We start from the raw sequence: 11,480 nt of genomic DNA, 5'->3' as shown, positions 1-11,480 counted from the left end.
TTCTTTATCGTCAACGGTGACTCAATGCCAGAACTAGGCCTCTAATGCAGCTTTTACCAACGCTTTAGCATGAATTTTCGTTGTATCAAAAATGGGCAGTGAGCTTGATGACTCATCAACCAACATGCCGATCTCCGTGCATCCGAGAATAACCCCTTCAGCGCCAACTTCATGCATGTCGTCAATAATGGTTTCATAATCCGCCTTGGATCGCTTGGTCATAACACCTTGGCACAACTCCTGATATATCACCTCGTGAACCAATTTTCGCTGCACGCCATTTGGTACCACAACCTCAACATCAAACTTATCGGTAATTCGCTGCTTATAGAACGCTTGTTCCATTGTGAACGCGGTTCCAAGCAACCCGACTTTTGTAATACCAGCAGCTTGCAACGCCTCTCCGGTTGCATCAGCGATATGTAACAGTGGAATTGATACGGATTCTGCCACCTGATCGGCGACTTTATGCATGGTATTGGTTGCAATCGCTATAAAATCGGCGCCCGCGCTTTCCAATGATTGTGCGGCATCAATTAACACTTGTGCGGCTTTATCCCACTCATCGTTATGTTGGTAAACTTCAATTTCAGCGAAATCAACGCTTACCAAGACAATCTTTGCTGAATGCAAACCACCAAGCTGTGATTTCACTTCTTGGTTAATGAGTTGGTAATAAGTTGTGGTCGACTCCCAGCTCATACCACCAATTAAACCGATTGTTTTCATAGTTCACCTTAAGTCAAAGATTTACCATTACTAAAACAAATTTCTTTGGTGCTGTCATCGCCGATTTTAAGATTCTCTAGAAATACCCAAGTTTGTAGCATAAAAAACGGAGCCAATCGGCTCCGTTATAACAAAAACAAACCTCATAACGATGGAATGAACTTAGGCAGACGCCACTTTTTTACGCTGTGTCTGAGTCATGTGTTGGATGTCAGAACGAAATTGATTCGCGATTCTCTGTAAACGCTGACCATCACTCAGCATGTTATCCGCGGGTTTGGCAAGCAAATCAATTTGCGACGCATTAAGTACTTCGCTTGTCCCTTCCCTTGCGGCTTTTATCGTATTGAAATCAAGCTCGCTAAAGGTACGAATCGCGTTTGCTTGCAATTCAGTTAATACCTCAACATTTTGTTTTACCAACTGATTGTATGCCTGAACGGACGCTTTTTTTTCAGCGCTTGGCTCGGGCAGGACTTGAACGACGTTGTTTTTCATCGGGGGACTCTCCTTAGAAAGTGTGAGTTTTGAATAATCCGTCTCTATGTCTTAAAGCTAACTGCCCAAGATGACATTTCAACCATTCCAATCAGAGAAATACCCTTATATGACACACATCACATAACGTATGAAATACGGCGTAATCGATGCCGGATAAAATTAATCGTTAAATGGGGTCAATATAAAAGATAAAGGGACTACTAGGCTAACGGTGTCATGCAAATAAACCGACAGCGAATCACACCAAGAAGGAAACAAGAAGAGAAAGCCCTGAGCTTACATAAGCTCAGGGAGGTTCTAAAAGAATCAAGCAATCATCCTTGACCGATCCGGCAGTGGATGGATTGATTCATATTGATGGCGGTATATATCAGCGTTGGAGGCTGACACTTTCCTTAACATACAGTCAAAATAGAGAACCAAAAAACAAATGGTTGTGTATTTCAAGCTTAAGCCAATAAAAATTGGTATGAGTCGAGCATTTTTAAATCAGCAAAATGCAATCATCACCGACTTGCTATACAATTGGAAAGTATAAGTTTTCATGCGATAAAATCAAGCTTTATATTGTCCAATTGGATAATATTTGATTAACAGATGAAATAAATCCTCAAATCTGGTAAAAATGTCGCGCTTAATTAGAAGATTTGGAAACATGACAGAAAGAAAAGCCGGGCGTCGTAGTGCTGAGGACGCAGAAAAAACCAAATGTGAGATCTTAACGATTGCGGCACAACTGTTTTGTGAGCGTGGTTACGAGCGAGTGTCGTTACGCAACATCAGTGAAAAAGCTGGCGTTTCTCATAGCTTGATTCGTCATCATTTTGGCAGTAAAGAGAAGATTTGGCTAAGCATCAGCGATGGCCTCCACGACTATTTTGAAAAGTACTTGCAAGTGATCATGGAGCACTTTCCAAAACAGAGTACCCCGAGCGAAAAACTCTATTTTTTTACCGTACGCGTCTTAGCACATATGCTGGTGAAAAAGCAGCCGATTCAACTCTTGGCCGATGGCGTGCGCCAAGATGAGTTGACCGACTATTTTATGGATAGAAACTACCAAGTACAAGATACGATCGCGACATTGGCCAATGAATACAACCAACAGCATCCAGAATGCCAAATTAATATTTGGGAAGTAAAATGGCTCATGATCATGTTTGCTCATGGAGCCAGTAGTTTGGAGCCATTTATGCATCAAACTTGGGAAGACATCAAAGGTGACCATGAGCAGTGCCTTTTAAGACAGTGGAATATGTTTAACCAAATGATGGCGGCTCGTTTGCTGATTCCCCAATCAAAAATTTTAGCGCCACAAAACGTTTCAGACTTAGTGTATGAGATCCCCTGTAATCTCGTGTCATGATGACGGTGTATAAAAATAAAGCCCGCTCGAATGCGGGCTTTATTTTAACGTTTTTTCTTACCTCGACCTTTATGAACGCCTAAACGGGCTTTAAGCTTACGTTTTTCGGAGGAACGACTCTGACGACGGTGATTTTCCAACTCCACATTCACCTGACCAGGTTCAAAACCTGCCAGCCATTCTTGTGGTAATCGAGTATCAAGTAATACTTCAATCGCTTCTAACAACCCTTGCTCTTCACGGCTCATAAATGAAATAGCATGACCCGCTTGCCCCGCTCGCCCTGTACGCCCAATCCGATGAATATAATCTTCTGCTTTATAGGGCATATCGTAGTTAACGACCTGCTCTAGTTGCTGGATATCAAGGCCTCGCGCAGCAACATCGGTTGCAATTAACGCTCGAACTTTACCTGATTTAAAATCATCAAGAGCTTTTTGTCTCGCGCCTTGGCTTTTATCACCATTGATCGATGCGGCTTTGATGCCATCCAACTTGAGTTCTTTGGCAAGCGCATCACTCCCCTGCTTGGTTTTGGTGAACACCAACACTTGCTGCCAATTGTTCGCCCCAATCAAATACGCAAGCAGCTCACTTTTTCGATGCTTACCGACGGGATACACCATTTGAATCACGGTTTCAGCCGTGCTGTTTTGCGGCGTCACTTGCACTTCAACAGGATCATTTAAAAGCCGGTACGCCATCGTCTTGACACGAGTTTCAAACGTAGCCGAGAAAAATAGCGTTTGTCGAGTTTGCGGCAAACGCTTGGTAATCCTTTGAATATCGGGCATAAACCCCATATCCAACATGCGATCGGCTTCATCAAAAACAACACAACCTACCGCATTTAATGACACGTGTTTATTAAACAAGTGATCAAGTAAACGGCCAGGCGTTGCAATCACAATATCGGCGCCCGCTTTCAATTGCTCAGTCTGCTTCTTTATACTGACGCCGCCATAGACAACAACAATATTCAATTGAGTGTGTTGCGCATAAGATGTGAGATTATCAAATACTTGCTGCGCCAATTCACGCGTCGGTACCAAAATCAGTGCGCGTGTTTCCCCTGTTTGAGGTGACGTGCTCAATTGGTCAATGATCGGTAAACCATAAGCTGCGGTTTTTCCGGTGCCTGTTTGAGCACCAGCCAAAACATCGCTGTGGCGTAGGACATGAGGAATCGCGTGCTGCTGCACCTCGGTGGGCGTTTCCAACCCAAGCCCGGAAAGTGTATGGATAAGCTCTGATGAGAGCCCTAAATCAGAGAAAGTATGTGACATCGAAGCAACACTGGTTAACTATTCAAATAATCGCGCGATTCTATCAGATTGCCTGCTGCTTGGCTGCAGATAAAACATCAGGGTACAAGCTCAAAAATGTCTTATTGAGCGTGTGATAATGTTGGCGAAGGATCGGTGTACATGCGCTTAATTTGCCCATTCGCGGTGAGCGTGTTGACATACGCTGCAGCGCAAATTCAATATTATCAAGCTCTTGATATGACTGCAGCCAACGACCCCGCCACATATGCTGAGTGACATCAATAAATCGCTCTGGCAGCGTTAAAGCGTCTTGCTCTTCAAGCACCTTACTCTGCGCGCGAAGACAAAACGCTTCTAATGGTTGTGATGAGAACTGATGCCAATGCGTTGCCAAACAGTGATCCCAAAACATATCTAACGCGATACCAGCAAACCGCCGACTTTCACCGGTAAATAAAGGCTTAATCTCTTTGATAAGCGGATGATGGTCAGTGTAAGAATCCACAAACCGATGAAGTTGAATGCCTCGCACGATGCGTTCGGGGAACTGCCCTTGCGGACGACCCTTAACAAAATCACCCAGTAAATTACCCAATGAGCTTGAATCAGAGTGTTCAGCAATATGTAAATGCGCTAGAAAATTCATTGAAACCTATATATCGAACATCATGAGTTTATAAAAACACAAAGCCAGCGCAAATGCACTGGCTCGTTACAATTCGATATCGAAGAACGTTTGGAACTAGCGTGGGTCTTCGTCGTGACGCTGCTCAGGCGAGGACTGATAATCAGATAAATCGATACCGATTTCCAACGCATCAAGCAATTCCAAGTTTTCTTCATTTTGGTATTGGTCGCTCATGTGACCTCCATTTATTAATCCTGTCCTGTGTATAGGATGTGGTGTTACTGAATCCCTTTTTAAAGCCTTTATATGACAGATTTATGGCGACGAAAAGCAAAATATCAATACCAATTGACATTGCTCTCAAATACAACACATGAATGACATTCACCGCACTTATAACAAACGTACACAATAATGTACACCTGTGGATTTAAATCCTTACAGTCACCTTGCATTCCTATCATTATTACTACAGAATCACCCAAAATAAGTGCTTAAGGCTAAAATGCTTCGCCCTTACAACAGATACCTCTAACTTAAATACGTAAACAAATAAATACAACATGATGAATTCAAAGATTTTTGGTAGTACTTTGATTATTGCAGGAACCACGATTGGTGCGGGGATGCTTGCTTTGCCACTGGCGTCAGCGGGGATTGGATTTGCCACGTCGATGCTTTTGATGGTCACTCTCTGGGCGGTAATGGCCTTTACCGCATTGCTTATGGTGGAACTGCATCAATACGCGCCAGCCGATGCGACGCTGCATAGCCTTGCCAAACAATTTCTGGGCCAGCGAGGTAAATGGTTTGCAAGTTTTGCAATGCTATTTTTATTCTACGCACTATGCGCCGCCTATATTGCTGGTGGTGGCGCGCAATTTGGCGATCGTCTAAATCAAATGGCAGGGCTTGCACTATCACCGCAAACCGCAACCGTACTGTTCACTGTTATTGTCGCCTTGCTGGTCACCATCGGTACTGGCACAGTAGACCGAATTAACCGTGTACTGTTTAGTGCCAAACTCATCGCGATGGTGGCGGTTCTGTTTTTCCTAGCACCGAACGTGACACAATCTTATCTGTTGGATATGCCGCTTGAACAAGGGCTTATCGTGGCGGCCCTACCCGTAATTTTCACCTCATTTGGTTTTCACGGCAGCATCCCTGTCATTGTAAATTATCTCGATGGAAATACTCCTGCACTGAAGAAAGCCATTGTCATTGGTTCAAGTATTCCTTTAGTCATTTATGTATTTTGGCAAGTCGTCACTTTAGGCGTGGTCAGCCAACAAGAGCTAACCCAGAGCCAAGGGTTAACAGCGTTGATTTCTCAGTTAAGTCATAAAGTACACGTCAGCCAATTGGGGCAAATTATTGGCGTCTTTGCCGACTTAGCCCTACTGACATCATTTTTAGGTGTTAGCCTTGGATTGTTTGAGTTTATCGCAGACGGAGTCAAAAGCAGGAATCAGCATTCTCAACGCTGGCTGGCCTCATTGGTGACGTTTATTCCCCCTATGGGTTTTGCGCTGTTTTATCCACAAGGCTTTATTACTGCCCTAGGATATGCCGCCATCGCGCTTGTCGTGTTGGCGATATTCTTACCTGTGCTGATGGTGCGTAAAGCGCGCGCTACTCACTCCACCCCCGAAGCATACCGTGTTAAAGGGGGTCAACTTTCTCTCATTTTGGCAGGGTCAATTGGCATCATCATCGTTGTCGTTCAACTGTTGATCGCCACCGGTTTTCTCCCTTCTTTAGGCTAAATTGCAAGCCACTTTAGTATCAATAGCGAGAATAAACGATCCAGATCTCGTTATTGATACTAAAACCAACAAACTTTTCATTAAATTTCGAGAAATGGCGCATAGTAGAAAGTCACTAACTCTCACTTGTCACCTTATTTTTGTTATTGGAGTACCCAATGAAAGAAGTCGAGTTTAGGACGATAGATAGACTGTTTATCAAGATGTCCATTAACGACAAAATGTGGATTATTTTTCTACTCTTCTTTATCTCTTTGAGTTTTATTTCTGGTTCCCGCTATTTTGATGCTATCGAGCGTATCGAAAGCCAAGCGCTCACCAATGTCGAAGCGAAGCTTTCAGGTATTTTAGCGACGCCAAACTACCAAAGTACCACTCTTTCGGGTTTTCAAAAAACCAGCGCGACACAATCAAACATAAGTGGCGACGGTGTCGTGACTGCGGTAATTCGTGCCCAAAATGGCACCCATTATAGTTTGACTGAAGACCAAAGCACGCGCATTGAACAAGCATCGACGTCTGCGCTGTATACTTGGCTCCTCTCTTATTTATGGCTGGTACCGTTTGCGGTATTTAGTTACTGGGTGGCGACATTTATTGGCGGCGCTTTATGGGTGCTCTACACCACAACTCAAAAAATCGCACAAGGCGATTTAACATCACGACTTGGATTCCATGCTGGGCGAGATGAGTTTGGCACTATCGGTGTGGAAATGGATAAAGCGATGGACACGCTAAGTGATTTAGTCATCGCAGTAAAAGACAACACCAATACACTGACCGAAACCAGTGCTTCGTTCGCTGAAGAGACACAGCGCAGTGAAGCACAGATCTCTAACCAGTATGCCTCTCTTGATTCAGTCGCTACCGCGATGGAACAAATGACGGCAGCAGCACAAGAGGTTGCGAATGTGGCCAGCCAAGCCACTTCTCAGACAGAAAATGACAGCCAGCAAGTAAAAGCCAGTGCCGAGCGAGTTCGCCGTGCGATTGCTGAAATTGAAACACTTTCAAACTTTATTTCTCAAGCTGCCAACTCTGCATCCACGTTAAACACAAATACCTCACAAATTAGTGAAGTGATCACCACGATTAACGGTATTTCCGAACAAACCAACTTACTCGCGCTTAATGCGGCGATTGAAGCGGCACGTGCGGGCGAACAAGGTCGCGGGTTTGCGGTTGTCGCCGATGAAGTGCGCACTCTGGCAGGACGAACTCAAAACGCAACGGTTGAAATTCAAGAGATGATTGATCAGTTGCAAGCAGAAAGTAATAAGATCACATCCATCACTGAACAGACGGTAAAACAAGCGCATACCAGCAGTGAACTGATAGCAGATATTGGTGAGGATATTCATCATATCACCGAGTCAGCAAATGCAATCAATGATATGAGCTTACAGATCGCAACCTCAGCGGAAGAACAAAGCACCGTCGCGAATGATATCGCCTCTGAACTGGCCGATATTCGTAGCCAATCCAATACCATTCGTGAAGTTGCTCAGCACTCTTCACATGGTGTATCGAATCTCTCTAGTGCCACCGTCAATCTAGGCAACATTTTGTCACGCTATCGCACTTAATGATCCGGACTCGATAAAGACAAAGCGGAGCTCATGGGCTCCGCTTTTTTTAAAGGATATCAGTAATCGCGATGCCGATACCAAAACGCTGTTGCTTGTGATTGTAATCAATCAAGTTTTCGCCATAACCGGTTGAGTATTTCGCGTAGCCACGCACTTTACCCCAAATCGGAAATGTCATCCCCATTTCAGCGTAGCCTTTGTGGGTTTTAAAGTTTTCACGCCCGGTAAAATTGACCGAAAACTCTTCCCACTTATAGGCGGCGCCTACTTCAAAATGACCCATGTAATCACCGATGTCTGGATTATCATCACCATTCGGATCATTTTCATCGGTTTTATCGCTTTCAGGAATGCGCCACCAGGGCCTGAAAGAAAGTGCTAGACGATTCTTCTCAAACGTGACTGAGCCGTAGATGCGGTTCCAACTGCGCGAAAGTATTTGCCTCTGACCATTTGATTGATGTTCTATACCAAAACCGAGCCAAGTGTTACCGTCAAAAGGTTTCCAATCCGTCGGCGTAAAATAAAAAAACTCGGGCTGATAGTTGGTTTCACGAAAAGGTCTTGAAATGGAGTTTGCATAGACTTGCCAATAAGATCTCAATGTAAAGCCGAAAAATAACGCGTCATTCTCAAAAAACAGGTCACTGTAGTTTAATGGAACTTTGAAGCTGATTTGAAACTCAGCTTCCGCTTTACGCAAATCCTCTGCCCATCCGGTATCTTCATACGCCTTACGATTCACACTATCGGTATAGGTGAATGGCAAAATGTAATTCATGCGATGCGCAGTCATGACAAACGGTTGGAATTCCGTACTTCTTTCGGCCTCTCTGCGCTCACTCAACACATCTGTTTGTTTGAGTTCAGATTCTTGATCTGTCGCCGTTAAGCAGCGTTCGTGCAGTTCATCAATAGTTAGGTCACCCGTCTGTACCTTCATTGCTCGTAATACACATTGATCGTATTCAGACAGCTCTTCTGCTTCTAGCAAAGGCGACATCAGCAAAGTGGCTAACAAAGTCGTCTTTATCGTCGCATCCATGTCACTTCCTTCGGATATTAGGGGATAAGCATGTGTATTATAACGACTATTAATAATAAAAATGTAAAAACTTTGCCAATACATTTGTTAAGACTCATAATGTTGGCACTATATAACAATATTTCTATTTCTCTTTGCTTCTTAGAATTAAACAAGATATCTCTTATACTAAAAACTCCACTCAACTTTTGGTAATCCAATGAAATTACGCCGGATCGTACCTCTTTTATTGATTCTCTTCTTCGCCGGCTGCGCGGGTTTTGCAGCCATTAATTACGATCAACTTTTCGGCGAGCAAGTCGTTCGTGATCGTCAAATGCCTTTTGAGTCTCCTCAAGCGAGTCATTTTCTTGATGAAGTTAAACCGATTATCGATAATCGATGTGTCGTGTGTCATGCCTGCTACGATGCGCCGTGTCAGCTAAAAATGTCCTCCGTTGAGGGGATTGATCGCGGTGCCACAAAAGAAAAGGTCTATCACGGTACACGGCTTACCGCGTCAAAACCCACTCGCCTATTTGAAGATGCTCAAACAACTGAAGAGTGGCGCGCGCTCGGGTTTCACCCTGTATTGAACGAGCGCGACCAAACCGCGCCCGTCAATATGCAAGCTGGGCTGATCGCACGGCTATTAATGCAAAAGGAGCAGCATCCGCTTCCTCAGCAAGATCAACTTGAAGGGTTTGATTTCTCGATTGATCGTGACCAAATCTGCCCAACAATTGACGAATATGAACAATACCAAAGTGATAACCCAACTTGGGGTATGCCTTACGGAATGCCGAATCTGGCTAAAAGTGAGTACAATACGCTACTTCGCTGGGTGGAAAGTGGCGCCCAAATGAATAACCATATTCCGCTTAGTGTCATGGAGCAATCTCTGGTCAATGAATACGAGAAGTTCTTAAATGATGATTCACTGAAAGCCCAGCTTTCAGCGCGTTATATCTATGAACACCTGTTTTTGTCCCATCTCTATTTCTCCGAGATAAAACAACAACGACCGCGCTTTTTCACCTTAGTACGTTCAACCACACCGCCGGGTCAACCGGTTGACCGAATTGCAACTCGCCGTCCATACGGAGATCCTAAGGTCGAACGGGTTTACTATCGCATCATTCCAGAACAAGCTTCAATTGTTGATAAAACGCATATGCCATACGCGCTCAATGCCGCGCGAATGAAGAAATGGCAAACCTTGTTTATTGATAGCGACTATCGCGTTGAAAAGCTGCCAAGTTACAAGCTTGAAGTTGCAGCGAACCCAATGACGTCATTTATCGACCTTCCAGTCAAATCGCGCTTTAAATTTATGCTCGATAACGCGCAAAATACCATTATGTCTTTCATCAAAGGGCCAGTGTGTCGCGGGCAATTAGCATTGAACGTCATCAATGACCGTTTCTGGGTGTTCTTCTTAGATCCCGACAAATCAGATATTCCGGAAGTTAATGAGTTCTATCGTTCTCAAGCAGATAACCTACAGATGCCAGGCGAGTTAGACAGCAACGCTCTACCCATTCATAACTGGGTGACGTTCTCAAGTCAGCAGGCGCGTTATCTCGAAGCCAAATCCGAATTCACCAACAATTGGTTCAAAGATGGAAAAAATCTAACCACTGATATTATTTGGACTGGAAACGGTAAAAACCCAAATGCAGCGCTTACCGTCATTCGTCACTTCGATAGTGCTTCAGTGGCTCAAGGCTTAGTGGGTAAACCACCCAAAACAGCCTGGGTTCTCGATTATGCACTTCTCGAGCGTATCCATTACCTGTTGGTGGCCGGTTTTGATGTTTACGGCAACTTTGGTCATCAGCTGATCACGCGTATGTTTATGGACTTTTTACGTATGGAAGGTGAAAGTAATTTCTTGACGCTATTACCACGCGCGGTACGTCATGACGAACATGCAAGTTGGTATCAAGATCAGTCACCACAATTTAGTCAGTTCTTGCAACGTAACGTGAAGCCATTTGATCAACCAACACAAGTCAAATACACCACGACCAATTACAAAGCCGAGCTTTATCAGATGCTACAAGATAAGCTCTCTCCTGTTTTAAAAGATCGTTACAATGTGGTCGATACAGGCCTCAAGCCTGAAAACCAAGCGCTACTTCAGCAAATAGACAATATTCAGGGTAAAGGGCTGGTTCACCTGCCGCAAATCATGATGATGATGGTCAAATCTCAATCAGGTGACGATCAGCTCTTCACATTGCTGCACAATAATGCACATACCAATATCTCAAGCTTGTTCGATGAAGAGAGTAATCGTGATCCAGCAAATGATGATTTAACGTTAGTGCGAGGCGTTCTTGGCAGTTATCCTGCGGCATTTCTAAATATCGAAGAGTCACAGGTTCCAGCGTTAGTCCACGCCCTTCAAACACTGAAAACGGAAAGCGATTACGTTAAACTGCTTGATCAGTTTGCCGTTCGCCGCAGTTCACCAAACTTTTGGTCATTCAGTGATCGTGTCCATCAATGGTATCGCCACGATCAACCTGTTGAGTTTGGATTGCTTGACTACAATCGGTTTGAGAATCGTTAAACCAATAACAAGGTGTGGAAACGGCTTC

General features: G+C 44.1%; 9 protein-coding genes. 4 read left to right on the top strand and 5 right to left on the bottom strand.

Annotated elements, in window-relative coordinates:
* Positions 1 to 33 precede the first annotated feature (33 nt).
* Positions 34 to 729 carry an aspartate/glutamate racemase family protein gene (locus ACFFUV_RS15065; protein ID WP_390194385.1) on the bottom strand — a complete coding sequence of 232 codons (696 nt, stop codon included), beginning with the start codon at positions 727 to 729 and terminating at the stop codon, positions 34 to 36.
* 162 nt (positions 730 to 891) lie between these two features.
* Positions 892 to 1,227 carry a phasin family protein gene (locus tag ACFFUV_RS15060; RefSeq protein ID WP_390194383.1) on the bottom strand — a complete coding sequence of 112 codons (336 nt, stop codon included), beginning with the start codon at positions 1,225 to 1,227 and terminating at the stop codon, positions 892 to 894.
* Between the two features lie 658 nt (positions 1,228 to 1,885).
* Here ACFFUV_RS15060 and ACFFUV_RS15055 point away from each other — a divergent pair.
* Complete coding sequence (locus ACFFUV_RS15055) at positions 1,886 to 2,596, top strand: TetR/AcrR family transcriptional regulator (protein ID WP_390194382.1); 711 nt, start codon at positions 1,886 to 1,888, stop codon at positions 2,594 to 2,596.
* A 44-nt stretch (positions 2,597 to 2,640) separates the two neighbouring features.
* Here ACFFUV_RS15055 and ACFFUV_RS15050 read toward each other — a convergent pair whose 3' ends face one another.
* Positions 2,641 to 3,882 (bottom strand): DEAD/DEAH box helicase, encoded by a 1,242-nt coding sequence (locus ACFFUV_RS15050; protein ID WP_390194381.1) that lies wholly within the window; start codon positions 3,880 to 3,882, stop codon positions 2,641 to 2,643.
* A gap of 43 nt (positions 3,883 to 3,925) precedes the next feature.
* Positions 3,926 to 4,510 (bottom strand): acyl carrier protein phosphodiesterase, encoded by a 585-nt coding sequence (locus tag ACFFUV_RS15045; protein WP_390194380.1) that lies wholly within the window; start codon positions 4,508 to 4,510, stop codon positions 3,926 to 3,928.
* 545 nt (positions 4,511 to 5,055) lie between these two features.
* On the opposite strand from ACFFUV_RS15045, the gene ACFFUV_RS15040 reads away from it, so the two are divergent.
* Both ACFFUV_RS15040 and ACFFUV_RS15035 read left to right on the top strand, forming a co-directional pair.
* Positions 5,056 to 6,261, top strand: a complete 1,206-nt coding sequence (locus tag ACFFUV_RS15040) for an aromatic amino acid transport family protein (protein WP_390194378.1) — start codon at positions 5,056 to 5,058, stop codon at positions 6,259 to 6,261.
* Positions 6,262 to 6,419: 158 nt separating this feature from the next.
* Positions 6,420 to 7,847: a methyl-accepting chemotaxis protein gene (locus ACFFUV_RS15035; RefSeq protein WP_390194375.1), complete on the top strand. Its 1,428-nt coding sequence runs from the start codon at positions 6,420 to 6,422 to the stop codon at positions 7,845 to 7,847.
* Positions 7,848 to 7,896: 49 nt separating this feature from the next.
* On the opposite strand, the gene ACFFUV_RS15030 is transcribed toward ACFFUV_RS15035, so the two are convergent.
* Entirely contained in the window at positions 7,897 to 8,895 is a 999-nt protein-coding gene (locus ACFFUV_RS15030; protein ID WP_390194374.1) for a phospholipase A, read from the bottom strand.
* 199 nt (positions 8,896 to 9,094) lie between these two features.
* Between ACFFUV_RS15030 and ACFFUV_RS15025 the strand changes: the two genes are divergently transcribed.
* Positions 9,095 to 11,452, top strand: coding sequence for a fatty acid cis/trans isomerase (locus ACFFUV_RS15025; RefSeq protein WP_390194372.1), 2,358 nt, complete (start codon positions 9,095 to 9,097; stop codon positions 11,450 to 11,452).
* Positions 11,453 to 11,480: the final 28 nt, after the last annotated feature.

This window comes from Vibrio olivae, from assembly GCF_042428525.1.
Lineage (GTDB): Bacteria > Pseudomonadota > Gammaproteobacteria > Enterobacterales > Vibrionaceae > Vibrio > Vibrio olivae.
Note: the sequence above shows the minus strand (reverse complement) of the source record. Positions and strands in the feature narration are given on the sequence as shown.

Bases quoted from the DNA above. Each gene is read 5' to 3' on its own strand.
- ACFFUV_RS15025 (WP_390194372.1), top strand. From the start codon at position 9,095: ATGAAATTACGCCGGATCGTACCTCTTTTATTGATTCTCTTCTTCGCC.
- ACFFUV_RS15045 (WP_390194380.1), bottom strand. From the start codon at position 4,510: ATGAATTTTCTAGCGCATTTACATATTGCTGAACACTCTGATTCAAGC.
- ACFFUV_RS15055 (WP_390194382.1), top strand. From the start codon at position 1,886: ATGACAGAAAGAAAAGCCGGGCGTCGTAGTGCTGAGGACGCAGAAAAA.
- ACFFUV_RS15050 (WP_390194381.1), bottom strand. From the start codon at position 3,882: ATGTCACATACTTTCTCTGATTTAGGGCTCTCATCAGAGCTTATCCAT.
- ACFFUV_RS15035 (WP_390194375.1), top strand. From the start codon at position 6,420: ATGAAAGAAGTCGAGTTTAGGACGATAGATAGACTGTTTATCAAGATG.
- ACFFUV_RS15065 (WP_390194385.1), bottom strand. From the start codon at position 729: ATGAAAACAATCGGTTTAATTGGTGGTATGAGCTGGGAGTCGACCACA.
- ACFFUV_RS15060 (WP_390194383.1), bottom strand. From the start codon at position 1,227: ATGAAAAACAACGTCGTTCAAGTCCTGCCCGAGCCAAGCGCTGAAAAA.
- ACFFUV_RS15030 (WP_390194374.1), bottom strand. From the start codon at position 8,895: ATGGATGCGACGATAAAGACGACTTTGTTAGCCACTTTGCTGATGTCG.
- ACFFUV_RS15040 (WP_390194378.1), top strand. From the start codon at position 5,056: ATGATGAATTCAAAGATTTTTGGTAGTACTTTGATTATTGCAGGAACC.